22 protein-coding genes are annotated in these 24406 nt (G+C 67.6%); 16 read left to right on the forward strand and 6 right to left on the reverse strand.

The window, feature by feature from the left end; all coding sequences use genetic code 11:
- Nucleotides 1-425 precede the first annotated feature (425 nt).
- From V3B64_RS14185 to V3B64_RS14225, 9 genes are all read left to right on the forward strand, one after another.
- Nucleotides 426-1859, forward strand: coding sequence for a Do family serine endopeptidase (locus V3B64_RS14185; protein WP_049421476.1), 1434 nt, complete (start codon nucleotides 426-428; stop codon nucleotides 1857-1859).
- A 101-nt stretch (nucleotides 1860-1960) separates the two neighbouring features.
- Nucleotides 1961-2326, forward strand: coding sequence for a hypothetical protein (locus V3B64_RS14190; protein WP_032128158.1), 366 nt, complete (start codon nucleotides 1961-1963; stop codon nucleotides 2324-2326).
- A gap of 8 nt (nucleotides 2327-2334) precedes the next feature.
- Nucleotides 2335-2805 carry a phage holin family protein gene (locus V3B64_RS14195; RefSeq protein ID WP_049398102.1) on the forward strand — a complete coding sequence of 157 codons (471 nt, stop codon included), beginning with the start codon at nucleotides 2335-2337 and terminating at the stop codon, nucleotides 2803-2805.
- Nucleotides 2802-3269 (forward strand): hypothetical protein, encoded by a 468-nt coding sequence (locus V3B64_RS14200; RefSeq protein ID WP_032128160.1) that lies wholly within the window; start codon nucleotides 2802-2804, stop codon nucleotides 3267-3269. Before V3B64_RS14195 ends, V3B64_RS14200 begins: the two co-directional genes overlap by 4 nt.
- A 67-nt stretch (nucleotides 3270-3336) precedes the next feature.
- Complete coding sequence (locus V3B64_RS14205; RefSeq protein WP_032128161.1) at nucleotides 3337-4446, forward strand: AI-2E family transporter; 1110 nt, start codon at nucleotides 3337-3339, stop codon at nucleotides 4444-4446.
- Between the two features lie 31 nt (nucleotides 4447-4477).
- Entirely contained in the window at nucleotides 4478-5197 is a 720-nt protein-coding gene (locus tag V3B64_RS14210) for an HAD-IA family hydrolase (protein WP_121505148.1), read from the forward strand.
- 3 nt (nucleotides 5198-5200) lie between these two features.
- On the forward strand, nucleotides 5201-6568 hold the full coding sequence (locus V3B64_RS14215) for a M17 family metallopeptidase (RefSeq protein WP_121505147.1): 1368 nt from the start codon (nucleotides 5201-5203) through the stop codon (nucleotides 6566-6568).
- Nucleotides 6569-6703: 135 nt separating this feature from the next.
- Nucleotides 6704-7807, forward strand: a complete 1104-nt coding sequence (locus tag V3B64_RS14220; protein WP_121505146.1) for a catalase family peroxidase — start codon at nucleotides 6704-6706, stop codon at nucleotides 7805-7807.
- On the forward strand, nucleotides 7804-8340 hold the full coding sequence (locus V3B64_RS14225; protein ID WP_032128165.1) for a cytochrome b: 537 nt from the start codon (nucleotides 7804-7806) through the stop codon (nucleotides 8338-8340). The genes V3B64_RS14220 and V3B64_RS14225 overlap by 4 nt, the downstream gene beginning before the upstream one ends.
- A gap of 576 nt (nucleotides 8341-8916) precedes the next feature.
- Here the strand turns inward: V3B64_RS14225 and V3B64_RS14230 are convergent.
- The 4 genes from V3B64_RS14230 to V3B64_RS14245 are packed head-to-tail and all read right to left on the reverse strand — an operon-like array spanning nucleotide 8917 to nucleotide 12406.
- On the reverse strand, nucleotides 8917-9519 hold the full coding sequence (locus tag V3B64_RS14230) for a response regulator transcription factor (protein WP_329914309.1): 603 nt from the start codon (nucleotides 9517-9519) through the stop codon (nucleotides 8917-8919).
- Nucleotides 9516-10730 (reverse strand): sensor histidine kinase, encoded by a 1215-nt coding sequence (locus V3B64_RS14235; RefSeq protein WP_134951735.1) that lies wholly within the window; start codon nucleotides 10728-10730, stop codon nucleotides 9516-9518. The genes V3B64_RS14230 and V3B64_RS14235 overlap by 4 nt, the downstream gene beginning before the upstream one ends.
- Before the next feature lie 6 nt (nucleotides 10731-10736).
- Nucleotides 10737-11513 (reverse strand): ABC transporter permease, encoded by a 777-nt coding sequence (locus V3B64_RS14240; RefSeq protein ID WP_329914310.1) that lies wholly within the window; start codon nucleotides 11511-11513, stop codon nucleotides 10737-10739.
- Entirely contained in the window at nucleotides 11510-12406 is an 897-nt protein-coding gene (locus V3B64_RS14245) for an ABC transporter ATP-binding protein (RefSeq protein WP_329914311.1), read from the reverse strand. The genes V3B64_RS14240 and V3B64_RS14245 overlap by 4 nt, the downstream gene beginning before the upstream one ends.
- 202 nt (nucleotides 12407-12608) lie before the next feature.
- Between V3B64_RS14245 and V3B64_RS14250 the strand changes: the two genes are divergently transcribed.
- The 5 genes from V3B64_RS14250 (at nucleotide 12609) to V3B64_RS14270 (ending at nucleotide 20409) form a co-directional block, all read left to right on the forward strand.
- Nucleotides 12609-13856: an efflux RND transporter periplasmic adaptor subunit gene (locus tag V3B64_RS14250; protein ID WP_329914312.1), complete on the forward strand. Its 1248-nt coding sequence runs from the start codon at nucleotides 12609-12611 to the stop codon at nucleotides 13854-13856.
- Nucleotides 13857-13958: 102 nt separating this feature from the next.
- Entirely contained in the window at nucleotides 13959-14648 is a 690-nt protein-coding gene (locus V3B64_RS14255) for an ABC transporter ATP-binding protein (protein ID WP_049399872.1), read from the forward strand.
- A gap of 14 nt (nucleotides 14649-14662) precedes the next feature.
- Nucleotides 14663-15820, forward strand: coding sequence for an ABC transporter permease (locus tag V3B64_RS14260; protein WP_121505141.1), 1158 nt, complete (start codon nucleotides 14663-14665; stop codon nucleotides 15818-15820).
- A 13-nt stretch (nucleotides 15821-15833) separates the two neighbouring features.
- Complete coding sequence (locus V3B64_RS14265; protein ID WP_032128171.1) at nucleotides 15834-17156, forward strand: ABC transporter permease; 1323 nt, start codon at nucleotides 15834-15836, stop codon at nucleotides 17154-17156.
- Between the two features lie 427 nt (nucleotides 17157-17583).
- Nucleotides 17584-20409, forward strand: coding sequence for a TonB-dependent receptor (locus V3B64_RS14270; RefSeq protein WP_329914313.1), 2826 nt, complete (start codon nucleotides 17584-17586; stop codon nucleotides 20407-20409).
- 118 nt (nucleotides 20410-20527) lie between these two features.
- Here the strand turns inward: V3B64_RS14270 and rarD are convergent, their stop codons facing one another.
- Both rarD and yedA read right to left on the reverse strand, forming a co-directional pair.
- Nucleotides 20528-21424, reverse strand: coding sequence for an EamA family transporter RarD (gene rarD / locus V3B64_RS14275; RefSeq protein ID WP_279912842.1), 897 nt, complete (start codon nucleotides 21422-21424; stop codon nucleotides 20528-20530).
- Nucleotides 21421-22326 carry a drug/metabolite exporter YedA gene (yedA, locus tag V3B64_RS14280; RefSeq protein ID WP_329914314.1) on the reverse strand — a complete coding sequence of 302 codons (906 nt, stop codon included), beginning with the start codon at nucleotides 22324-22326 and terminating at the stop codon, nucleotides 21421-21423. The genes rarD and yedA overlap by 4 nt, the downstream gene beginning before the upstream one ends.
- 223 nt (nucleotides 22327-22549) lie before the next feature.
- Here yedA and V3B64_RS14285 point away from each other — a divergent pair, with 223 nt between their 5' ends.
- Nucleotides 22550-23884: an MFS transporter gene (locus V3B64_RS14285; RefSeq protein WP_010486964.1), complete on the forward strand. Its 1335-nt coding sequence runs from the start codon at nucleotides 22550-22552 to the stop codon at nucleotides 23882-23884.
- Between the two features lie 67 nt (nucleotides 23885-23951).
- Complete coding sequence (locus V3B64_RS14290) at nucleotides 23952-24248, forward strand: hypothetical protein (RefSeq protein ID WP_285301520.1); 297 nt, start codon at nucleotides 23952-23954, stop codon at nucleotides 24246-24248.
- Nucleotides 24249-24406 lie beyond the last annotated feature (158 nt).

The following is a 24406-nucleotide window of genomic DNA, read 5'->3' on the forward strand; positions in this document are numbered from 1 at the left end:
ACGGGGCGTGCGCCCGCAATCGCATCTGCTGCGACGGCAATGGTGTAGCCCAGCACCCTCTGGAGCACAGTGGGTTGACAGGAAACCCCTTTTTTTCAGTGCTGCGCCGCACGGTGCGGGTAGCGGCAGGTGCTGCCTGCGCGCACCTGCCCGAGTGCTGCGAAAGGCATGCGATATGGCGCATCGCGGCACCAGGATGCGCAGAACTGCGCAAGTATCGGCCTGTATCCACACGCGCTTCGGCAGACGTCGGCACATTGCGAAGCACGCCCGACGTTGTCGCCACCGCCCCACAGATGGCGACGCCGACCCGCGTTCCGGGCGCCCGGTTTTCATGGCGCATTTATCCAGATCGCGACACACTCATTCAGCTTGTTTTACCGTAGGGCCGAACCGCCCCCACCCACGCCAGCGAACCGACTCCCATGCGACCGCTTCCCACCCTGCTCACGCTCGCAATCGCCGCCGCCTTCGGTGGCTTCGTTGCCACCGGCATCAATGCCCACCTGGACAACCGCGCCGACGCCGCGCCGCTGCCTGCGGTACTGCCGACCACGGCGGCATTGCCGGCCTCGGTGGCCGGACAGGCGGTGCCGTCGCTGGCACCGATGCTGGAGAAGGCGATGCCGGCCGTGGTCAGCGTCAACACCAAGCAGGTGGTACGCGTGCGCAACCCCTTCTTCAACGACCCGTTCTTCCGCCGCCTGTTCCCGGACATCCCGCAGGAACGCATCAACGAATCGCTGGGCTCGGGCGTGATCATCGACGCCAAGGAGGGCCTGGTGCTGACCAACCACCACGTCATCGACAACGCCGATGACGTGCAGGTGACACTGGCCGACGGGCGCACGGTCAAGGCCGAGTTCCTCGGTTCGGACCGCGATACCGACATCGCGCTGATCCGCATCCCGGCGCAGAACCTGACCGACATCAAGCTCGGCAACAGCGACCAGCTTCGGGTCGGTGACTTCGTGGTGGCCATCGGCAACCCGTTCGGTTTCAGCCAGACGGTCACCTCCGGCATCGTCTCGGCGGTGGGCCGCAGCGGCATCCGCGGGCTGGGCTACCAGAACTTCATCCAGACCGATGCGTCGATCAACCCGGGCAACTCCGGTGGCGCACTGGTCGACCTGCAGGGCCAGCTGGTCGGCATCAATACCGCCAGCTTCAACCCGCAGGGCAGCATGGCCGGCAACATCGGCCTGGGCCTGGCGATCCCCTCCAACCTGGCGCGCAGCGTGGTCGACCAGCTGGTCAAGCACGGCGTAGTGGTGCGCGGCACGCTGGGCGTGGAGAGCCAGAACCTGACCGCGCAGATCGCGCAGGGGCTGGGCCTGGGCGAAACGCGGGGTGCGCTGATCACCCGCGTGCTGGCCGGTTCGGCCGCTGCGACCGCCGGCCTGAAGCCGGGCGACGTGGTGGTCTCGGCCAACGGCCAGCGCGTGGACAGCGCCGAAGCCCTGCACAACGTGGAAGGCCTGGCGGCGGTCGGCAGCACGCTGACGCTGGACGTGCGCCGCGAGGGCAAGCCGCTGCAGATCAAGGCAACCTTGAAGGAACAGGCGCGCGCGGTCACCGGCGAGAGCCTGGACCCGCGCCTGACCGGGGCCACCTTCGTCGACCTGCCCGAGTCGCTGCGCCAGTCCGGTGTCGGTGGCGTGCTGGTCAGCGAGGTCAAGCGCGGCAGCCGCGCGGCCACCAACGGCCTGCAGCAGGGCGACATCATCACCGATGCCACCGTGGGCGAATTCGCCGACCTGGCCAGCTGGCGCGCCAACTTCCAGCAGCGCCCGCCGACCCTGGTGATACGCGTGCTGCGCAACAATGGCCAGCAGCAGGGCCAGCTCGTGATGCGCTGATCGCCCTGCCGTAACACCCCCTATACCCCGGCAATGCTATTGCTGTCAGTCCAGGTCGGCACCGCCGACTCCCGTTCCCCCATCGCAACAGGAGTGATTCGATGAGCCCCACCAATACCGAGAACCTGAAGGAACACCTGGGTGAAGCCGGTTCCCACCTGAAGCAGGCCGCGTCGGCCGCCGGCGGTGCGATCAAGGGTGCAACCGGCGCAGCCGGCGACGAACTGCGCATCGGCAAGGCCAACGTCAAGGCTGAACTGTCCGACAGCGCGCTGTCCGGCCTGGCCGCCGCCGAGTTTGGTGGTGCAGCCGCCAAGGAACAGGTCGACGCGCTGATGGACAAGGGCAAGGACCTGATCGACAGCGCCGCTGAGCTGATCCGTGAACGTCCGCTGGCCTCGTTCGGTGTCGCCTTCGCTGCCGGCTGGATCATCGCCAAGCTGGCCCGCGGCAGCAGCGACAAGTAAGCCGCGGCGTGAGCGAAGACAACGCGCAAGCGCCTGATCCGGCGGCTACCCCGCCGCTGGATGAGAGCATCCGCCAGGTCGGCGCGGCCGGTCGTGCCGCTGCCGATTCTGCCAAGCATACGCTGCGCTCGCTGCGCCGGTTGGCCTCGGCCGACTTCGCGCTGGCGCGTAGTGCATTCGGTCGCGCGCTGGCCTGGGCCGGCGTGGCGATCGTGTTCGGTGCCTCGGCCTGGCTGCTGATGGCCGCCACCCTCATCGCCCTGCTGCAGAGCTGGGGCCTGAGCTGGCTGCAGGCGCTGCTGATCACCTCGCTGCTGAGCCTGGCCGTCACCGGTTATGCGATCTGGCGGGTGTCCTACTTCTTCCACCACACCGGCATGCACGCTACCCGGCGCCAGCTGTCACGCCTGGGCCTGTTCGACGAACCCAGCGAAGACGATCCCGATGCCGAGGTACAGCTGCCCGAGGGCAAGCCATGAAGTTCGGCGCGCTGCAACGGCGGGTGAAACGCTGCGAACAGGTGGTGACCGTGCGCCTGGGCGAAACCCAGGACCACTGGTCCACGCTCAGCGACGTCTGGCGAAAGGGCTGGTCGCCGCTGCGCATCGTGGTGGTCGGCCTGGCCGGTGGCTTCATCGCCGGCAAGCTGGAAGTGCCGGGCAAGGTCAACGGTGCCCGCTGGCTGCAGATGGTGGGTTCGGTCTCGAACCTGTTCGCCAGTGCACAGGCGGCGTTCGCCACGGCGATGGCGGCGCAGGCCGCAGCCACTGCCGACGACGCGGCTGAGGAAGCCGACGAAGCCAGCGAACAGGCACAGGCGGCGGCCTCCGCTGCCGAGCCACGGCCGGCACCGGCTCCACGTTCCGTGCCGGAGCCAGAACCGGAACCAGACCCGCGCGGACCGCGTCCGGCCGAAGCGGCCACCGAGCTGTCCGAACGTTGATCCATGGAATCCGCCGCGCTGATCGCGGCCGGCGGATAATGCGCTCCCCTTCCCGGTTGGTGCGTCGATGAGCGAGTCCCTCCTGTCCCCGTCACCGGCCGGCCCCGAACAGCCCGACGCCCCGTTGCCGCCACCGTCGCGTCCGCGCGGACCGATGTCGCTGGTGGTGCTGGCGACCCTGGCGGTGGGCTACACGCTGTGGGCGGCACAGGACATCATCCTGCCAGTGCTGCTGGCGATGTTCTTCGCACTGGTCGGCAATCCGATCCTGCGCCTGCTGCAGAAGCTGTGGATTCCGCGTGCGCTGGGCGCGCTGCTGATCCTCGGCGCGGGCCTCGGCGTGACCGGTTCGCTGGCGGTGCAGTTGATCGGCCCGGCAATGGAATGGGCACAGGAAGCACCGCAGCAGCTGCGCAAGATCGCCCGCCAGGTGCAGGACCTGACCAAGCCGGTGCAGCAGGCCAACCAGGCCGCGGAGAACTTCGCCCGTGTTGCCGGTGGCGACAGCAACCGCAAGGTGCAGGTGATCCGCGCCCAGCTCGATGACCCGTACCGCATGTTGACCCGTGCGCCGCGGCTGGCCGCCTCGGTGCTGGCGGTGGTGCTGCTGACCCTGTTCTTCATGATCTACGGGCAGAGCCTGCAACGCGCGGCGATCGCCCTGTTCCCGAACCGTCAGCAGCAGCGCTTCACCAGTGACATCCTGCGTTCGATCGAGCGCGAGGTATCGCGCTACGTGCTGACCATCAGCGTGATCAACACCCTGGTCGGGCTGGTGTTCGCCGGCGTACTGATGCTGCTCGGCATCGGCCTGCAGGAAGCGTTGCTGTGGGGCACGGTGGCCGCACTGCTGAATTTCGCTCCGTATGTGGGTCCGTTGATCGGCGTGGCGCTGATGCTGCTGATGGGCTTCGTGGAATTCCGCGACCCGCTGCAGGCCCTGCTGCCGGCCGCCGCCTACCTGGGCCTGCACACCCTGGAAGGGCAGATGGTGACCCCGATCGTGCTGGGCCGTCGCATGAAACTGTCTCCACTGGTGCTGATCCTTGCGCTGATGGTGTTCGGCTGGGCCTGGGGCATGATCGGGCTGCTGCTGGCGGTGCCGCTGCTGGTCTGCATCAAGCTGGTGCTGGCGCGGTTGGACGGGATGCAGGGCTGGGCGCGTCTGCTGGAATGAAAGCCCGCGCGGGCAGGGGTAGAATGGCGGGGTGAATTTCCCCGTCCAAGCCATCACCCTCGACCTTGACGACACGCTGTGGCCGTTCGCTCCGATCGGCGCCCGCATCGACCTGGTCCTGCACGCGTGGATGCGTGAGCACAGCCCCGCCACGGCCGAGATGTATCCGGTGGCGGCGATGCGCGAACTGCGCGAGCGCCTGTACCACGCCCATCCGCACCTCCATCACGACCTGAGCGCACTGCGCCGGCTGACCCTGCACGAAGCGCTGCACACCAGTGGTGCCAGCCTGGATCTGCTGGAGCCGGCGTATGACGTGTTCTTCGCCGCGCGCAACCAGGTCGAGTGCTACCCCGATGCGATCGACGCACTGGCGCGGATTGCCGCGAGGGTGCCGGTGGCGGCGCTGAGCAACGGCAATGCCGATCTGGAGCGGATCGGCCTGGCCCATCATTTCGCCTTCCAGCTGGGCGCGCGCGAACACGGCGCGGCCAAGCCGGAGGCGAGCATCTTCCACGCCGCCTGCACCCGCCTGGGTGTTGCGCCGGCACAGGTACTGCACGTCGGCGACCACGCCGAAATGGACGTGGCCGGGGCGATCGCCGCCGGCCTGCGCGGCTGCTGGATCAACCGCGAAGCAGCCACCTGGACCCATCCGCAGCTGCAGCCGGACCTGCAGTTCGACACCCTCACCGGCCTGGCCGACTGGTTGGATGCCAACCTCGACGCTGCCGCACCCCGGAGTACCTGACGCATGAGCGAGATCACTGGTTTCACTGCCGACACCGCCGCAGCACTGCCGCTGTACGTGCTGGACCGCGAGCAGTTCGCGTCCTGGAAGGACGGCCAGCCGGCCGCCACCCAGGCATGGCTGGCGTCGCAGGGCTTCACCGCCGGTGCCTTCACCACGGCGTTGCTGCCGGGCGCCGATGGCCTGGCCGGTGCGGTGATCGGCGTGGGTGATCGCGCCGATGCCTACAGCTACTCGCATGCCCCGCACGCGCTGCCGGAAGGCAGCGTGTGGCAGCTGGCCAGCGAACTGCCGGCCGCCGAACTGGCGCTGCTGCAGCTGGGCTGGGGCCTGGGCAGCTACCGCTTCGATCGCTACCGCAAGCGCCACCGTGCACCGGCACGCCTGGTAGCTGAGCCGACCGGCGAAGTGGCCGACCTGATCGCCGCCAGCCTGCGCGTGCGCGACTGGGTCAACACCCCGACCGAAGACATGGGTCCGCAGCAGCTGGAAGACGCCGCGCGCGCGCTGGCCGATGCGCACGGTGCGCAGGTCGAGGCGATCACCGGCGATGAACTGCTGAAGCAGAACTTCCCGGCCGTCCATGCCGTCGGCCGCGCCTCGCACCGCGCACCGCGCCTGGTCGTGCTGCGCTGGGGCAAGGACACCGATCCGGCACTGGTGCTGGTCGGCAAGGGCGTGTGCTTCGATACCGGCGGCCTGGACATCAAACCGGCCGACGGCATGCGCAACATGAAGAAGGACATGGGCGGTGCCGCGCATGCACTGGCCCTGGCAGGCCTGGTGATGGCGCGCGGCCTGCCGGTGCGCCTGACCCTGCTGGTGCCGGCGGTGGAAAACGCGATCGGCCCCGATGCCTTCCGCCCGGGCGAAGTGATCGCCACCCGCAAGGGCCTGAGCGTGGAGATCGACAACACCGACGCCGAAGGCCGCGTGATCCTGTGCGATGCGCTGACCTTCGCCAGCGAACAGAAACCGGACCTGGTGCTGGACTTCGCCACCCTCACCGGCGCCGCACGCATCGCGCTGGGCCCGGACCTGCCGGCGCTCTTCAGCAACGACGACAGCGTGGCGCAGCAGTGGCTGCAGGCCGGCGACGCGACCCGCGACCCGGTCTGGCGCATGCCGCTGTGGCGCCCCTACCTGCGTTACCTGAGCAGCGGCATCGCCGACCTGGCCAACGCCGGTTCGCGCATGGCCGGCTCGGTCACCGCCGCGCTGTACCTGGAACGCTTCCTGGAAGACGGCCAGCGCTGGGCGCATCTGGACGTGTATGCCTGGAACGACGGCGAACGCCCGGGCCGGCCGGCTGGCGGTGAAGCACTGGCGCTGCGTTCGGCGTGGGCGATGCTGAAGCAGCGCTACAGCTGATCGGGTGGGTGCCGACCTTGGTCGGCACGCCGTCCCCGGCAAACTTGACGAAAAATTGAATACCGGGCCTGGAAGGGTTCTGCGAGGATGTGTGGGTCGACCACCCACACGCTCCGTGAAGGCAGGACTCCGACCATGTCGCTCTTCCGCTACACCCGCGCCGGCCAGACACCGGGCGCGCCGCGCAAGCATTCCCCCCTGCTCTGGATCGCACTGATCGCACTCATTCTGGGTGCGGTGGCGCTGGCCTTCGCCTGGTTGGCCGGCTGGATTGGCGGCCGCCTGACCGCGCAGCGCTTCACCGATACCATCGAGGCCACCGGCCCGGCCCATCCGGGCTTCCGCCGCGCGCACAGCAAGGGCGTGTGTGTAAGCGGTTGGTTCGAACCCAGTGCGCAGGCCCCCACTCTGTCCAGCGCACGAGTATTCTCGCAGCGCCGCGTGCCGGTGATGGGCCGCCTGTCGATCGGCGGCGGCGACCCGTACGGCGCCGACAACACCGCGCGCGTACGCAGCCTCGCGGTGCAGATGGTCAGCGATGATGGCCAGGAATGGCGCATGGCGATGAACAGCTTCCCGTTCTTCGCCGTACCCAACGCCGAGGCGTTCTACGCGCAGACGCGCGCCTCCATCCCGGACCCGGCCACCGGCAAGCCCGACCCGCAGAAAATGGCCGCAGTGCTGGCGAAATACCCCAGTGCACAAGCGTTCCAGCAGTGGGCCAAGACCGCGCCGTGGACCAGCAGCTGGGCTGACACCACCTTCAACAGCGTCAACAGCTTCTGGTTCACCAACGCGCAGGGCCAGAAACGCGCGGTGCGCTGGCGCTGGCAGCCGCAGGCGCCGGTGGTCGAGATGGATGCGGAAACGCGCAAGAACGCCAGCGTCGATTTCCTCAGCCAGGAACTGCAGCAGCGCCTGGCCGGCGGCCCGGTGCGCTGGAACCTGGTTGTGACCACCGCCGAGCCCGGCGATGCCATCGATGATCCGTCGGTGCCGTGGCCCGAGTCGCGTGATCAGGTGGTGGCCGGCGTGCTCAGCCTGGACCGCATGCAGTCGCAGGAACAGGGCTCGTGCGGCCAGATCAACTTCGATCCGCTGATCCTGCCCAGTGGCGTGCGTGGCAGTGACGATCCGATCCTGGCCGCCCGCTCGGCGGTGTATTCGCAGTCCTTCAACCGCCGCGAACGCGAGCGCGCAACCGGCAACGTCGAGCAACCGAAGGAGGCCGCACGATGAGCACCGGCAACGGCCACTTCAACCTGCTCGCGCGCGTGCTGCACTGGTCCATGGCACTGATGATCATCGCCATGCTGTTCATCGGCGTGACCATGGTCGCCTCGCTGCACTTGCGGCCGATGCTGATCGATCTGCATCGCCCGTTGGGCATCGCCATCGGCGTACTGGTGCTGCTGCGCCTGTACAACCGGCTGCGCCATCGCCCGCCGCCGTTGCCGGCGGATCTTCCCGTATGGCAGGCGATGGCGGCCAAGGCCTCGCACTGGATGCTGTATGCACTGATGCTGGCGATGCCGCTGATCGGCTGGGCGATGCTGTCGGCCGGCGGTTATCCGATCGTGCTGTGGGGCGGCCTGCACCTGCCGCCGATCGTGCCGCACACCCCGGCGCTGTATGCCGCGCTGCGCAATGCGCACAGCTTGTTGGCGTATGTGTTGTTCGCCACGGTGCTGATGCATGTGGGGGCGGCGCTGTTCCATTTGTGGGTGCGGCGGGATGGCGTGTTCCAGGCGATGGCGCGCGGGAAGGATTGAAAGGGTTCGCCGGGCGTTCCCGGCGGATTGTTTCCGCGACCGCGGGGGGTGTCACTTTCTTTGCGCGCAAAGAAAGTAACCAAAGAAACGCTCCGCCGGCCGCGAGCCGGCGTGCTTCGCACGCCGGTGCCCTGCGCTCCTCGGTCCGTCGAGGGACGGCGCGGGAACTCGCTGCGCTCAGACACCCGCACCTCTTCGCCCTCGCCGGACCTCCGGTGCTCGGCTCGCTTGAAGGCGGACTGGAAGGTCAAGATCAAGAGCAACAGCATCCACGCATGGCGTGGATCTACTGGGTGCAGCTGTGGCTTTTGACGTTGGGTCCGCCTTCTAGCGAGCCGAGCATCGCAGGGGAATCAGGGGCGTAGAGGCGCCGGTGTCTGAGCGAAGCGAGTTCGGCGCCGTCCCCTGATCCCCCGAGAAGCGCAGGGCACCGGTGCGTAGCACCGGCTCGCGCTCTGGCGGCGTGTTTCTTTGGTTACTTTCTTTGCACGAGCAAAGAAAGTGACACCCCCTCCGCGGTCGCGGAAACAATCCGCCGGGCAGCGCCCGGCGCTACCAGCGCGGCGGCGCACGCCCCTACAACCACCCCTTCTGCCGCGCCAGCCGGTACGCCTCGATCCGATTGGCCACACCCAGCTTGCCGATGCACTCGGACAGGTAGTTGCGCACCGTACCGTGCGACAACCCCAACTGCTCGGCGATCTCGCTGGCGGTGCGGCCCTCGCCCGCGAGCCGCAGCACGCGGCGTTCGCGGTCGGTCAGCGGGTCGGCCTGCGACCACGCATCCAGCGCCAGCTGCGGGTCGATCGCGCGGATGCCCTGGTTCACCTTGCGCAGGGCATCGGCCAGGTTCTCGGCCGGTGCGTCCTTCAGCAGGTAGCCCAGCACGCCAGCTTCCAGCGCGCGGCGCAGGAAACCGGCACGGGCGAAGGTGGTCACGATCACCACCTTGATCGGCAGTTCGTGGCGGGCGATGCGTTGCGCCAGCTCCAGCCCGCTCAGGCCCGGCATCTCGATGTCGGTCACGAGGATGTCCGGCTGCAGCTGCTGCAACATCCGCCAGGCGGCCTCGCCATCGGCAGCACTGCCCAGCACTTCGATGTCCGGCTCCAGGCCCAGCAGCGCCGACAGTGCGCCGCGCACCATGGCCTGGTCTTCGGCCAGCAGGATGCGGATCATGCGGCACCGTCCTGCGCCAACGACGTGGGCGACAGCGGCGTGGTCGCGGCCATCAACGGCACGCGTACCGTCAGCACGGTGCCCGCCCCGCGCGGCGACTGCAGCGTCAACTGGCCACCCAGTGCTGCGGCCCGCTCACGCATGCCACTCAACCCATTGCCCTCGGCCTGCACGCCGCCACGGCCGTCATCGCGTATCTGCATCGCCAACTGTCGGTCCTCAAGCATGAAATCCACCTGCACCCGGGTCGCCTGCGCATGGCGCACGATGTTGGTGGCGGCCTCGCGCAACACCAGCGCCAGCCCGCGTTCCACCTCCACCGGCATCGCTGGCGGCGCCGTGTACTGCAGGTGCACCTGCTGGCATTCCAGCAGCAGACGCGCCGACGCCAGTTCCCCCGCCAGATCACTGGCGCGGATGCCGGTCACTGCACTGCGCACCTGTGCCAGCGCTTCGCGTGCAATGTCCTCGGCCTCGCCGATCTCCTGCCGTGCACGCGCGTCATCGCGATCGTAAAGCTTGCGTGCCAGCTCCAGCTTCAGCGTGATCAGCGACAGCGTGTGCCCCAGCAGATCATGCAGGTCGCGGCCGATACGCTCGCGCTCGGCGGTGGTGGCCAGTCGCCGCACCTCGTCCTGCGACAGCTGCAGGGCAACGTCGCGCTGCTGGCTCAGGGCCTCCACGTTCACCACCAGCCCGACGATGAACGACACCGCCGGCATCCACACCATGGCCTGCCACGGATAGCCGAAGTACAGCGCGGTGCCGCAGAACAGCAGGTTCAGCGCGGTCAGCTGCAGCAGGTACGCCCACCAGCTGCTGCGCCCGCTCATGCGGATCATCACGCAGCCGAACACGAAGTAGCTCAGTCCCGAGGGGTACCAGGGCAGCAGTACCAGCGCCAGCACGATCATGCCCAGCGCATAGCGCCACCCATGGTGCCGTGGCGACAGCATCACCCTGGCATAGAGCAGCAGGAACAACGGATAGCTGAGCAGGGTCAGCAGCAGCCAGCGCAGCGTGAAGCCATTGCCCAGCACCGGGGTGAGGAAGATCCATACCGACCACAGCAGGTGGATCGCTCCGCTCCAGGGCGACTTGCCACGTCGCAGCAGTTCGGCCACGGCCGAATCCGGCGCAGGGCGCAGCAGGGACGCAAGCCAGCTCGACGACACGGGAGAATCCAGGCGGGGACGATCGCTGCCGATCATGCCAGTTCAGCCGATCCGGCGCAGGCGACGGCGCGCCAGCAGCAGCGCCACCACCGTGACCGCCAGCAGCACCAGCAGGTGGCCGGCGAGGCTGCCCACCGACGGCAGCCCGACCACCGGCAGCGCCAGCTGCGCCAGATGCCAGGTCGGCCACAGTGGGGCCATCGTCGAGAACAGCGTGGGCAGCGCCGACAGCGGCAGCCACAGGCCCGACAGCAGGGCCAGCGGCAGGTAGACCAGATTGACCATCGCCGGTGCCGCGCTGGCACTGACATGGCTGCCGATCAGCAGGCCGATCGCCCCCAGCGGCAGCGCCGCCAGGCCCGCCACCGCCAGCAGCTGCAGCACCTGCAGGGCGTGCAGCTGCACGCCACCGAGCACGCGCGCGACGCCGATCAGCAGCAACGCCACCAGCAGCGCGAACATCACCGCCATCGCCAGCCGTGCCAGCAGCGGTGCCGCCGCCGGCATCGGCAGCGCGCGCTTGAGGGTCAGCAGGCCGCCTTCCCGGTCCAGCGCCAGCTGCACGCCGAAGCCGAACAGGGCCGGGGCCATCGCACCGAACACGCAGTAGGTGGCCAGCAGGTACAGCGGTGCATGACCGCGCCCCAGCAGCACGCCGAACAGCAGGTAGAACAGCACCGGGAACAGCAGCGAGGGCACCGCGAACGCCGGCGTGCGCCAGGCGCGGCGCAGTTCGGCCAGCAGTTCGGCGCGGTAGGGGCGCAGTACGCGGCGCCATGAGGCTGCTGGCGCGCTGGCGGTACGGATCAGGGTGTTCATGCGGCCTCCCGGGTCATGTCGAGGAAGGCGTCGGCCAGCGCCGCGCCCTGTACTTCCAGTTCGCGCAGCTGCGCATCGGCGGCCAGCAGGCGCGCCACCACAGGCTCGGCCGGGCTCGCCAGCAGCTGCAGGTGCTCGCCGTCGCGCTGCACCTCCTGCACGCCCGGCCACTGCTGCACGTCCGCAATGGGCAACCCGCTGCGGCAACGAATCCGACGCGGCCGGTCGGCCAGGCGCAGCTCGCTCAGCGGTGCATCGGCCAATACCCGGCCCTGCTCCAGTACCACTACCTGCTGCGCCAGCGCTTCGGCCTCCTCCAGGTAGTGGGTGGTCAGCAGCACGCCGCAGCCTTCGGCCACCAGCTGCCGGATCGCCTGCCACATCGCCTGCCGCGCCTGGATGTCCAGGCCAGTGGTGGGCTCGTCCAGGAACAGCACGCGCGGGCGGCCACACAGGGCGATGGCGAACTGCACGGCACGCTGCTGGCCGCCGGACAGCTGGCCATAGCGGCGGCCTGCAAGCGCCTGCAGGCCGGCGCGCTGCAGTACCTCCTGCAGCGGCATCGGGTCGGGATAGCAGGCGCTGGCCTGCGCCACCAGTTCGTCCACCTGCAGCATCGGCGGCAGGCTGGTGCTCTGCAGCATCACGCCCAGGCCGATACGGCTGGCGCGCTGCTGCGGGTCGCCGCCGAGCAGTTCGACCTGGCCGGCGTCGGCCCGGCGCAGGCCCAACAGCACGCTGATCGCGGTACTCTTGCCGGCACCGTTGCGGCCCAGCAATGCCAGCACCTGGCCAGCGCGGACCTGCAGGTCGATGCCATGCAGGGCGGTATGGTCGCGGTAGCGCACCTGCACCTGCTGCAGGCGGGCCAGCGACGGGGCGATCGGATCCATGGGCGGTACCGGTAGCGGGGACGTTGCCATCCTGTGCCGCCGTGGTCACGTTTCGCAGTTGCCGCCGTCAATGTCATCGGGTGACAGCTGTCACTGCCGTCATCGCTGTGCCTGCCTTCATGCTGTGCCGCACGCTCCACCGCCGGAACCGCCGCCGTCCGCTCTTCCGGCCACACCCGCCCGAACGCCTGTGATGGAACGAATGAACGCTTCTGCCGAGCTGTTGAAGGAACTCCGTATCGACCGCAAATCGCCGCCGCCCGCCTCCGGTGGCAGTGGCGGTGGCCGCCGTTGGCTGTGGATCGCGATCATCGTGGTCGTGTTGCTGCTGGCTGCTGTCGCCTTCGCCCTGTTCGGCCGCGCGCCGGCGGTGGACGTGGAAACCGCCCCCGCCGTGGCCATCCAGCAGGGCAGCGCCAGCAGTTCGGTGCTCGACGCCAGCGGCTACGTGGTCGCCCGGCGCATGGCCACGGTCTCGGCCAAGATCACCGGCAAGGTGCGCGAGGTGATGATCGAGGAAGGCATGCGCGTGGAACAGGGCCAGATCATGGCCACGCTGGACCCGATCGATGCCGACGCGCAGCGCAGCCTGTATGCCTCGCAGCTGCAGGCCGCACGCAGCCAGGTGGCCGGGCTGGAAGCACAGCGGAAGCAGGCCGCCGCTGAAGCCAGCCGCCTGCAGGCACTGGTCGGCCAGCAGCTGGTGTCGCGCTCGCAGTACGACCAGGCCGTGGCCCAGCGCGACAGCCTGCGTGCACAGCTGGACACCGCGCAACGCAACGTCAAGGTCGCCAACGACCAGTTGGCCATCGCCGACCTGGGCGTGGACAACAACATCGTGCGCGCGCCGTTCTCCGGCGTGGTCACCGCCAAGGCTGCGCAGCCCGGCGAAATCGTTTCGCCGCTGTCGGCCGGCGGCGGCTTCACCCGCACCGGCATCGGCACCATCGTCGACATGGACTCGCTGGAGATCGAAGTCGAGGTCGGCGAAGCCTTCATCGGCCGCGTGCAACCGAAGATGCCGGTGGAAGCCACGCTCAATGCCTACCCGGAATGGAAGATTCCCGGCGAGGTGATCGCCATCATCCCCACCGCCGACCGCGGCAAGGCCACGGTGAAGGTGCGCGTGGCGCTGAAGGTGAAAGACCCGCGCATCGTGCCGGAGATGGGCGTGCGCGTCAGCTTCCTGGAGCAGGCGCAGCCGCAGGCGGCCGCCAAGCCGCAGGGCGTGCGCGTGCCGGCGGGCGCCGTGGTGCAGCGCGAGAGCGCCTCGGTGGCCTTCGTGCTGGGTGACGAGAGCCGCGTGCAGCAGCGCACGGTCGAGGCTGGCCAGGCGATGGGCAAGGACCGCCAGATCCTCAAGGGCGTGAGCGCAGGTGAATCGGTGGTGGTCAACCCGCCCGACACCCTGCGCGATGGCGCCAAGGTGCAACAGAAACAAGCGCAGTAGCGGCCTGGCGCCTGCGGGCGCCGCCGGCAACACCGCTCGACGCACGCCTGCGGCCACCGCAGGTGCGCTTCCCCGTTTCCCGCCTTCCGTGGAGAACCACCCATGTCGACCCTGGTTTCATTGCGCAACATCACCAAGACCTACCAGCGCGGCCCCGAAAAGGTGCAGGTGCTGCACGGCATCGACCTGGACATCGCCAGCGGCGACTTCGTCGCGCTGATGGGCCCGTCCGGCTCGGGCAAGACCACCCTGCTCAACCTGATCGGCGGCCTGGACAACCCCAGCGGCGGCGAGATCAGCATCGAAGGCGAGCGCATCGACCAGATGAGCGGCGGCCAGCTGTCGACCTGGCGCAGCCACCACGTCGGCTTCGTGTTCCAGTTCTACAACCTGATGCCGATGCTGACCGCGCAGAAGAACGTGGAACTGCCACTGCTGCTGACCCATCTCAATGCGGCGCAGCGCAAGCGCAACGCCGAGATCGCGCTGACCCTGGTCGGCCTGGCCGACCGCCGCAGCCACCGCCCGAATGAACTGTCCGGCGGCCAGCAGCAGCGCGTGGCGATCGCGCGCGCGATCGTCTCCGACCCGACCTTCCTGATCTGCGACGAACCGACCGGCGACCTCGACCGCCAGTCTGCCGAGGAAATCCTCGGCCTGCTGCAGCAGCTCAACCGCGAGCACGGCAAGACCATCATCATGGTCACCCATGACCCGAAGGCCGCCGAGTACGCCACGCACACGGTGCACCTGGACAAGGGCGAGCTGGCCGACGCGCCGCTGGCCCACTGACGGAGGCCACGGCGATGAAATATTTCTCGTTGGTATGGGCGCAGCTGTTCCGCAGCCGTACCCGCACGTTGTTGACCCTGCTTTCGGTGGTGGTCGCCTTTCTGCTGTTCGGCATGCTCGATTCGGTACGCGTGGCGTTCAATTCCGGCGGCAGCGTGGAGGGCGCCAATCGGCTGGTGGTGGCCTCACGACTGTCGATCACCCAATCGCTGCCGATCCGCCTGGAAGCGCAGGTGCGGCAGGTGGCCGGCGTGCGCGACGTGGCCTACGGCATGTGGTTCGGCGGCATCTACCAGGACCCGAAGAACTTCTTCCCCAACTTCTCGGTGTCACCCAACTACTTCGACGTCTACCGTGAACTGCAGATCGATCCGGCGCAGCTGGAAGACTGGAAGCAGACCCGCACCGGCGCCATCGTCGGCGAAACGCTGGCCAAGCAGTTCGGCTGGAAGATCGGCGACACCATCCCGCTGCAGGCAACCATCTTCCCGCGTGGCGGCAGCAATGACTGGCCGTTGGAACTGAAGGGCATCTTCCGCTCGAAGGACCGCACACAGGCGGGCAACGAAGAACGCCAGTTGATGATGAACTGGAAGTACTTCGACGAATCCAACGACTACATCAAGAACCAGGTGAGCTGGTACACGGTGACGCTGGACAACCCTGACCAGTCCTCGCGGGTGGCGCAGGCCATCGATGCGATCTCTGCCAACTCCGACCACGAGACCAAGACACAGACCGAATCGGCGTTCCAGCAGGCCTTCGTCAAGCAGTTCGCGGACATCGGCATGATCGTTACGTCGATCATGGGTGCGGTGTTCTTCACCCTGCTGCTGTTGACCGGCAACACCATGGCGCAGGCGGTGCGCGAGCGCGTGCCCGAACTGGCCACGCTGAAGACGCTGGGCTTCAAGGATGGCACCGTGCTGTCGCTGGTGATGATCGAGTCGGTGCTGCTGGTGGGCCTTGGCGGCCTGCTCGGCATGGTGCTGGCCTCGCTGGTGCTGCCGGTGGTGGCCGCGAACTTCGGCGGCGTGCTGCCCGCGCATGTGCCGTGGAATACTTGGCTGCTGGGCGTCGCCCTGGTGCTGCTGATCGGCACCATTGTCGGCCTGCTGCCCGCGCTTCGTGCCAAGCGCCTGAAGATCGTCGACGCACTGGCCGGCCGCTGAGGAGAACGCAGACATGTTCAAGAGCAAACTCAAGAAGTGGCTGGGCAACGGCGTGACGGTGCTGCTGCTGGTGATCGGCCTGGTGCTGTGGATCAGCCTGCCGTGGATCGGCGTGCTGGCCGTGGCCGTGCTGGTGGCACTGTGGCTGCTGCTGACCCGCGGTGGGCGACTGGCATTGGCCGCCACCCGCATCGGCGTGGCCAGCCTGCCGCAGCGCTGGGGCGCGTCCTCGGTGATCGTGGTCGGCATCGCTGGCGTGGTCGGCGTGCTGGTGGCGATGCTGGCGATGGGCGAAGGCTTCCAGGCCACGCTCAACAACACCGGCGATGACACCACTGCCATCGTGCTGCGCGGCGGCTCGCAGGCCGAAACCAACTCGGTCATCACCCGCGAACAGGTGCCGACGCTGTCCACTCTGCCCGGCATCACTCGCGATGCCGAAGGCCGGCCGCTGCTGTCGCCGGAGCTGTCGCAGGTGGTCAACCTGGTATCGAAGTCCGACGGCACCGACGTCAACGCGCAGTTCCGCGGCGTCGGCCCGCAGGCGTGGGCGGTGCATGACAAGGTCAAGATCGTCGAAGGCCGCACGTTCGCCACCGGCCTGCGCGAGATCGTGGTCGGCCAGGGCGCCAAGGGCCAGTTCCGCGATCTGGACGTTGGCAAGACGCTGACCCTGGGCAACCAGACCTGGACCGTGGTGGGTGTGTTCGCCACCGGCGACGCGCATGATTCGGAACTGTGGACCGACGCCGATACGCTGGCCACCACCTACCAGCGCAGTGCGTGGCAGTCGATCAGCGTGCGCACCGATGGCAAGGCCGGCTTCGAGCAGTTCAAGGCCGCCGTCGCCGCCGACCCGCGCCTGAAACTGGACGTGGAAACCACCCGCGTCTACTACAGCAAGCAGGGCGGTGGGCTGACCAAGCTGATCGACATCCTCGGCAAGGTGATCGGCACCATCATGGCGGTCGGTGCGGTGTTCGGCGCGCTCAACACCATGTACGCGGCGGTCGCCACGCGTGCGCGCGAGATCGCCACCATGCGCGCGATCGGCTTCCGCGGCCTGCCGGTGGTGACGGCGGTGATGCTGGAGACGATGCTGCTGGCACTGCTCGGCGGCCTGCTGGGGTGTGCGGTGGCATGGCTGCTGTTCAATGGCTACAGCGTGTCCACCATCGGCAGCAACTTCAGCGCAGTGGTGTTCAAGTTCCATGTGTCGCCGGAACTGCTGTGGACCGGCCTGAAATGGGCGCTGGGCATCGGCCTGGTCGGCGGCCTGTTCCCGGCGCTGCGCGCGGCGCGGTTGCCCATCACCACGGCGTTGCGCGAAACCTGAGCATCACGCAGCGATACAACGCGCATTGCGCAGGGGACGGAGCGAACGCTCCGTCCCTTTTTCTTGCGCGTCATCCGCGAATGGCGTGGATCTACCGAGGGCGATGCATCCAGGCCGGGTGATGAACCAGTACGTCCAGTAGATCCACGCCATGCGTGGATGGATGCCTGCACACACGCACTGCTACAGATTGCGGGAAATCCGCCGCTATCGATGCCTCTGCCCATCGCCAACGCAACGCACGTGACGTTGCGCACATCACATCTGTGGATTGTTGGTTGCGATTCATTTTCGCGCACATCTGCAGCACAGCGATAAACAGTTACGAATGGAAACATTCTAGAATCGCGCCCCCCACGTTGGTTTGCAGCACCCCACGCGCCCATAGAACGGGCGCATGTTTTTCCTGAAACACGAGATTTCACGGATGTCCCTGAAAACCACTCCGCTGCGCAACGCGATCGTCATCGCGCTGGCCGCCAGCTGCACCACCCCCGCCTTCGCACAGAGCACCGGCGACGCCACCACCACTCTCGACCGCATCGAAATCACAGGCTCGCGCATCCGTCAGGCCAGTGTCGAGACCGCACAGCCGGTGATCGCGCTCAACCGCGCCGAGATCGAGAAGAAGGGCTACGTCAACGTCGCCGACATCCTGCAGGACATTCCCGCCGCAGGTTCGCCGAGCATGGGCCGCGCGTCTTCGCTGACCTCCTCGCGCGACTTCGGCGGCATGTACGTCAGCCTGCGCAACCTCGGCCCGGAACGCAGCCTGGTGCTGATCGACGGCCGCCGCATGGGCGTCAGCGCCGGCGGCTACTCCGACCTGGCCTCGATTCCGTCGGCCATCGTCGAGCGCGTGGAAGTGCTGACCGATGGCGCGTCCGCGCTGTACGGCTCGGACGCCATCGCCGGCGTGGTCAACATCATTACCCGCAAGAACTTCGACGGTGGCCAAGCCAGCGTCTATGTCGGCCAGTACGGCCAGGGTGACGGCCAGAAGCGCTCCTACAGCGCCACCTTCGGCAAGACCTTCGACCGCGGCTGGTTCACCGTGGGTGCTGAGCGCACCAAGGAAGACGAAGTGCTGGGCAAGGATCGCGAGTTCAGCCGCTATCCCAACGGCCCGCGCCACCCGACCGACAACCTGAACGGCAACACCCCGTGGGGCTACGTCACCGTCGGTGGCAAGAACCTGACCGTGGGCCCGGGCGGCGATCCGAGCCAGAAGGGCAACTTCCACGCGCCGGATCCGGCCGATGGTGCCAACAGCAAGACCAACATGAGCCTGCTGACCGGCCTGGAGCGCACCTCGGTGTTCGCCAACGGCGGCTTCTCGATCACCGACGACCTGCGCATCGTCGCCGACGCGCTGTACAGCAAGCGCGAATCGACCAAGCAGCTGGCCGGCTACCCGTACTCGGTCAGCGCCGCCCAGGCGCGCAACGGCAGCCGTGCCGCCCTGTCCAAGGACAGCACGTTCAACCTGTGGGGCCAGGATGTGCTGTTCGCGCACCGCTCCGAGGAGCTGCCGCGCGGCACCGAGAACAATCTGGAGACCAAGCGCGCCAGCATCGGCCTGGAAGGCAGCTTCGAAACCGGTTCGCGGTACTGGGACTGGAACGTCAGCTACATGTACAACCGCAATGAAGGCGAGCGCATCGGTACCGGCAGCATGTACCAGCCGCACGTCAACCAGGCCGTCGGCCCGTCCTTCATGGATGGCAACGTGGCCCGCTGCGGCGCACCGGGTGCGGTGATCGCCGGCTGCGTGCCGTGGAACCCGGCTGCGCCGATGGGTTATACCGGCCCTGGCTCGCTGAGCAACCAGGACGTACAGGACTACCTGTTCGCCCGCTTCGTCGACAAGATGAAGAGCACCACCAAGGTGGCCAGCGCCAACATCTCCGGTTCGCTGTTCACCCTGCCGGCCGGCGACATCATGGGCGCGATGGGCTTCGAGCACCGCAGCGAAGAGGCCAGCTACACCCCGGACATGCGGGTGCAGAAGGGCGAGATTACCGGCACCACCGGCCAGCCGACGCGTGGCGACTACTCGCTCAACGAGGTCTACCTGGAGCTGCAGGTGCCACTGCTGGCCGATCTGCCGTTCGCGCGCGAACTGTCGCTGGACGTGGCCGGTCGCTACTCGGATTACAACAACTTCGGCTCGACCACCAACAGCAAGTTCGGCCTGAAGTGGAAGCCGATCGACAGCCTGCTGGTACGCGCCACCTACGGCACCGGCTTCCGTGCGCCCACCGTGGATGACCTGTACGGTGGCACCGTCAGTACCCGCGATTCGTTCACCGATCCGTGCGATACCTCGTTCGGTACCGCGGCCACCAGCCCGACCGTTGCTGCCCGTTGCCAGGCGCTGAAGGTGCCGGCCAACTTCCGCCAGCTCAACAGCGATGGCACCGTTGCCACCAAGCCGGGCCAGCAGTCGACCGTCGACTTCAACTCGGGTTCCAACGCAGCGCTGAAGCCGGAAACCGCCAAGACCTGGACCGTGGGCCTGGTGTACAGCCCGGACTTCGTGGCCGGCCTGGATGTCAGCCTCGACTGGTGGAAGATCCGCATCAACAACGCCATCGTCTCCGAGACCGCCAACAGCATTCTCGAGCAGTGCTATGTGCAGGGTTCGGACGCCGCCTGTGGCCGCTTCACCCGTGGCAGCAACGGCCAGGTCAACAGCCTGGACCGCTCGCTGGTCAATGCCGGTTTCCGCGAAACCGCCGGCTATGACATCAACGTGCGTTACCGTCTGCCGGAAACCACGTTCGGCCAGTTCGCCGTCAACTGGAACACCACCTACACCGACTACCTGAAGCAGCGCAACGACAACGCCGCGACCACGCCGGTGGAGCAGCGCACCAGCTGGGGCGGCGACTTCCGCGTCCGCTCGACCTTCAACCTGGATTGGCAGTACGGCGACCTCGGCATCGGCTGGACCGCGCGCTACTACTCCAGCATGAAGGAGAAGTGCTCGTACATGGACGAGTGCAACCTGCCGGGCTTCAGTTCGTCGTACACCAGTGCATCGCCGACCAACAAGGTGGGCTCCAACACCTTCCACGACCTGCAGGTGCGCTACAGCCTGCCGTGGGATGGCACCGTGTCGCTGGGCGTGAACAACGTGTTCAACCACCAGGGTCCGATCATGTACAGCCAGCCGAACAGCAGCTTCACCTACTACGGTGGCTTCGACATCGGCCGCTTCATGTACATGAAGTATCAGCAGCGCTTCTAAGCCTGCAACCGCGTTCCCGCCACAGCCATCTCTCTCCTGGCTGTGGATGGAAGCAGAGCGGCGCCCCTCGGGGCGCCGCTCTTTTTTGTGCACACGTGTCAGCCGAGCGGGCGCGGCGCTAGCGCTTGGCGCGCATCGTGCGGATGTTGTCGCCGACGAACAGCACCAGGCCGGCCCAGATCGCGGCAAAGCCGATCGCCTTGGCGGTGTCGAACGCTTCGTGGAAGAAGAACACACCCAGCAGCAGCTGCAGGCTCGGCGCGATGTACTGCAGGATGCCGACCAGCGACAGCGGAATGCGTTTCACACCGTAGGCGAAGCCGATCAGCGGCACTGCGGTGACTGCGCCGCCGAAGATCAGCAGCAGGTCGTTGCGCCAGCCCCAGCCATGGAAGAACGCGCCGCCGTGGCCATTCTCGGCCCAGATCGCGAAGGCCAGCGCCGGCAGGAACAGGTACATGCTTTCCACGCCCAGGCCGGCCACCGGGTCGACTGAAACCAGCTTGCGCAGCAGGCCATACAGGCCGAACGAACAGGCCAGGCCCAGCGCGATCCACGGCGGTGTGCCGGCGTCGATGGTCAGCCAGGCCACGCCCACCGCCGCCATCGCCACCGCCACCCACTGCAGGCGGCGCAGGCGTTCCTTCAGCACCAGCACGCCCAGCAGCACGTTCACCAGCGGGTTGATGAAGTAGCCCAGGCTGGTCTCGATGACATGGCCGGCGTTGACCGCCCAGATGTACAGGCCCCAGTTGAAGGCGATGGTCAGGCTCGACACCAGCAGGATCGGCAGCGCGCGCGGCTGTGCGGCGATCTTCTGCCACCAGCCCAGGCGCGAGCTGAGCAGCAGCCAGCCCAGCACCAGCACGGTGCTCCAGATGATGCGGTGGGCGATGATCTGGAACGAGGGCACCTCGTTGAGCAAGTGCCAGTACACCGGCACCAGTCCCCAGATCACGAAGGTGGAAGCGGTTACCAGCAGGCCCCGGCGTTGTTCTTTCTCATCCATGCTCATTTCTTTCTTGTCCTTGCCATCGTCAGCACCACCACACCCAGAAGAATCACCACCATCGCCAACAGGTCGCGCCAGCCGAACCGCTCACCGTTGAGCAGTGCGCCCAGCAGCACCGCGATCACCGGATTGACGTACGCGTAGCTGCCCGCCAGCGCGGGGCGCACGTTCTGCAGCAGCCACACGTAGGCGGTGAACGCGACGATGGAGCCGAACACGCACAGGTAGGCCATCGCCAGCAGGCCACCGGTATCGGGCAGCGTGGTCGGGCGCTCGCCTACCGCCAGGCCGATCAGCACCAGCAGCACGCCACCGCAGACCATCTGCCCGGCAGCGGTCATGAACGGGCCCGGCAGGTCCAGCCCACGCGCCCACACCGAACCGAAGGCCCAGCCGATCGGCGCGATCAGCAGCAGCACCAGCCCGGTCGGCGAGGCCGTCAGGCTGCTGCCGGCGTTGAGCCAGACCACGCCCAGGAAACCGATGGCGATGCCCAGCCACTCGCCACGGCTGGCGTGCTGGCCGCGCAGCGCCGAGAACAGCGCCATCCACAGCGGCACCGAGGCCACTGCGGTGGCGGCCAGGCCCGAGGACACCTCACGCTCGGCCAGCACCACCATGCCGTTGCCCAGCACCAGCATGGTCACGCCCATGATGACCAGGTTGCGCCACTGCCGCAGGGTCGGGTTCGGCATCTTCCAGAACAGGCGCAAGGCCAGGAACATCAGGCCACCGGCAATGATGAACCGGCTGCCGGAGACCATCGTCAGCGGCAGTGCGCCGCCGTGCAGGGCCTTGGCGATGCCCAGGTAGGTCGAGCCCCAGACCACGTAGACCAGCAGCAGTGCCAGCGCGACAAGGCCACCCCGGGGGGCAGCCGCAGACGAAGAGGGGGGAGCCGACATGACACACCAGGGAGCCGGGGGAAGGCGGATTCTAGGACGTTTTGAGTATGGTCCGGGACCCCATACGGTGGCACGCTGTCATCCATCCATGCACCCTGCTCTGGTCTGCTACCCCGTGTTGACGGTCGATGCAGTACCAAGAGGGCTGCCCGGCCGCGCCGCCCCAAGGCCGGGCGCCGTTTTCCCTGCGCACGGACGCGCCGCATCGAGGATTCCCACCCAGATGAGCACCACGTCCCAACCTGCTGTCCCCGCGAACGACCGCGCCGCCCTGCGGCGGTCGATCTCCAACACCCTCAAAGGCTCCGCCGGCAACCTGGTGGAGTGGTACGACGTCTACGTGTACTCGGTGTTCGCCGTGTACTTCGAATCGCAGTTCTTCTCGCCCGACGACAAGAACTCCACGATGTACGTGTGGGCGATCTTCGCGGCGACCTTCCTGATGCGCCCGATCGGTGCCTGGTTCTTCGGCCGCTTCGCCGACCGCCATGGCCGCCGCCTGGCGCTGACCGTGTCGGTCACGCTGATGGCGCTGTGTTCGTTCCTGATCGCCATCACCCCCACCGCCGCCAGCATCGGCATCTGGGCCGCGGTGATCCTGCTGTTCGCGCGCCTGCTGCAGGGCTTCGCCACCGGTGGCGAATATGGTGCCAGCGCGACCTACATGTCCGAGGCCGCCATTCCCGGCCGCCGCGGCTTCCTGTCCTCCTTCCACTACGTCACCCTGGTCGGCGGCCATGTGCTGGCCCAGCTGACCCTGCTGCTGATGCTGACCTTCTGGGGCAAGCCGGAAATCTCCGAGTGGGGCTGGCGCATTGCGTTCGGCATCGGCGGCATCGCCGCAGTGGTGGTGTTCTGGCTGCGCCGTGGCATGGACGAGTCGCTGTCGGAGTCGTCCATCGAGGCCGCACGCGAGGGCAAGGCGCAGAAGTCCGGCTCGATGTACGAACTGTTCGTGCACCAGTGGCGGCCGCTGCTGCTGTGCTTCCTGATCACCGCCGGCGGCACCGTGGCCTTCTACACCTATTCGGTGAACGGCCCGAAGATGATCCAGAGCGCCTTCGCCGGCAACGACCCGATGACCGGCACCCTGATCAACCTGGGCGTGCTGGCGTTCCTGATGGTGCTGCAGCCGGTCGGTGGCTGGCTGTCGGACATCATCGGCCGCAAGACCCTGCTGGTGTTCTTCGGCGTCGGCGGCGTGCTGTACAGCTGGTACCTGATCACCCAGCTGCCGCACCAGCATGACGCCACCCTGGCCTTCCTGACCCTGGCCATGGCGTTCGTCATCCTCACCGGTTACACCTCCATCAACGCGGTGGTGAAGGCCGAGCTGTTCCCCACCCATGTGCGCGCACTGGGCGTGGGCCTGGGTTACGCGCTGGCCAACTCGCTGTTCGGCGGCACCGCCCCGCTGCTGTACCAGGGCGCGCTGAAGACCGGCCACGTCGACTGGTTCGCCATCTACGTGACCGCGACGATCGCGGTATCGTTGGTGGTCTATGTGTTCTTCCTCACCAACAAGGGCCCGAACTGGCTCGACGGCACCCGCAAGTAAGCGCGTTGCCCTGATCGCGGCCACCGGTGCAATGCCGGTGGCCGCTGCGTCTCCCGCCACGCCATTGATGTGGATCGCGGCGACGCTGGCCGCAGCCACGGCATTGGCCTGGCTGCTGCGCCGCCCCAACGCACAGGCCGCGTGGCCGCGCATCGGATTCGGGATCGCCCTGCTGGTGTTCTGCGCCGCGCTGGCGCTGCAGCTGGCGGTGGACCTGGGCAGCGGCCACAGCTCGCTGCAGCTGCGCCTGCACCGCGGCATCAATTCCGGGTCGCCGGTTGGACTGCGCACGATGGTGGCGTGCTATCTGGCAGCGCTCGCCGCCAGTGGCTGGGGTGCGTGGAAGCTGCTGCGCCGGCGCTGACGAATACCCGGGCGTGCCGGCCGCTGGCCGGCAACGCCACCTCTTTCGGTAGTGCCGGCCGCTGGCCGGCAACTCCACATTCTTTCGGTAGTGCCGGCCGCTGGCCGGCAACCTCATGAACCTCCGGAAAGAGCAGGGAGTTGCCGGCCAGCGGCCGG

The sequence above is a fragment of the Stenotrophomonas sp. SMYL86 genome, from assembly GCF_036320025.1.
Lineage (GTDB): Bacteria > Pseudomonadota > Gammaproteobacteria > Xanthomonadales > Xanthomonadaceae > Stenotrophomonas > Stenotrophomonas maltophilia_A.

Coding starts and splice junctions, on each gene's coding strand:
- V3B64_RS14200 (WP_032128160.1), top strand. CDS start 2,802: ATGAAGTTCGGCGCGCTGCAACGGCGGGTGAAACGCTGCGAACAGGTG.
- V3B64_RS14285 (WP_010486964.1), top strand. CDS start 22,550: ATGAGCACCACGTCCCAACCTGCTGTCCCCGCGAACGACCGCGCCGCC.
- rarD (WP_279912842.1), bottom strand. CDS start 21,424: ATGAGCATGGATGAGAAAGAACAACGCCGGGGCCTGCTGGTAACCGCT.
- V3B64_RS14265 (WP_032128171.1), top strand. CDS start 15,834: ATGTTCAAGAGCAAACTCAAGAAGTGGCTGGGCAACGGCGTGACGGTG.
- V3B64_RS14225 (WP_032128165.1), top strand. CDS start 7,804: ATGAGCACCGGCAACGGCCACTTCAACCTGCTCGCGCGCGTGCTGCAC.
- V3B64_RS14260 (WP_121505141.1), top strand. CDS start 14,663: ATGAAATATTTCTCGTTGGTATGGGCGCAGCTGTTCCGCAGCCGTACC.
- V3B64_RS14245 (WP_329914311.1), bottom strand. CDS start 12,406: ATGGATCCGATCGCCCCGTCGCTGGCCCGCCTGCAGCAGGTGCAGGTG.
- V3B64_RS14220 (WP_121505146.1), top strand. CDS start 6,704: ATGTCGCTCTTCCGCTACACCCGCGCCGGCCAGACACCGGGCGCGCCG.
- V3B64_RS14270 (WP_329914313.1), top strand. CDS start 17,584: ATGTCCCTGAAAACCACTCCGCTGCGCAACGCGATCGTCATCGCGCTG.
- V3B64_RS14230 (WP_329914309.1), bottom strand. CDS start 9,519: ATGATCCGCATCCTGCTGGCCGAAGACCAGGCCATGGTGCGCGGCGCA.
- V3B64_RS14240 (WP_329914310.1), bottom strand. CDS start 11,513: ATGAACACCCTGATCCGTACCGCCAGCGCGCCAGCAGCCTCATGGCGC.
- V3B64_RS14185 (WP_049421476.1), top strand. CDS start 426: ATGCGACCGCTTCCCACCCTGCTCACGCTCGCAATCGCCGCCGCCTTC.
- V3B64_RS14255 (WP_049399872.1), top strand. CDS start 13,959: ATGTCGACCCTGGTTTCATTGCGCAACATCACCAAGACCTACCAGCGC.
- V3B64_RS14235 (WP_134951735.1), bottom strand. CDS start 10,730: ATGATCGGCAGCGATCGTCCCCGCCTGGATTCTCCCGTGTCGTCGAGC.
- V3B64_RS14215 (WP_121505147.1), top strand. CDS start 5,201: ATGAGCGAGATCACTGGTTTCACTGCCGACACCGCCGCAGCACTGCCG.
- yedA (WP_329914314.1), bottom strand. CDS start 22,326: ATGTCGGCTCCCCCCTCTTCGTCTGCGGCTGCCCCCCGGGGTGGCCTT.
- V3B64_RS14190 (WP_032128158.1), top strand. CDS start 1,961: ATGAGCCCCACCAATACCGAGAACCTGAAGGAACACCTGGGTGAAGCC.
- V3B64_RS14290 (WP_285301520.1), top strand. CDS start 23,952: ATGTGGATCGCGGCGACGCTGGCCGCAGCCACGGCATTGGCCTGGCTG.
- V3B64_RS14250 (WP_329914312.1), top strand. CDS start 12,609: ATGAACGCTTCTGCCGAGCTGTTGAAGGAACTCCGTATCGACCGCAAA.
- V3B64_RS14205 (WP_032128161.1), top strand. CDS start 3,337: ATGAGCGAGTCCCTCCTGTCCCCGTCACCGGCCGGCCCCGAACAGCCC.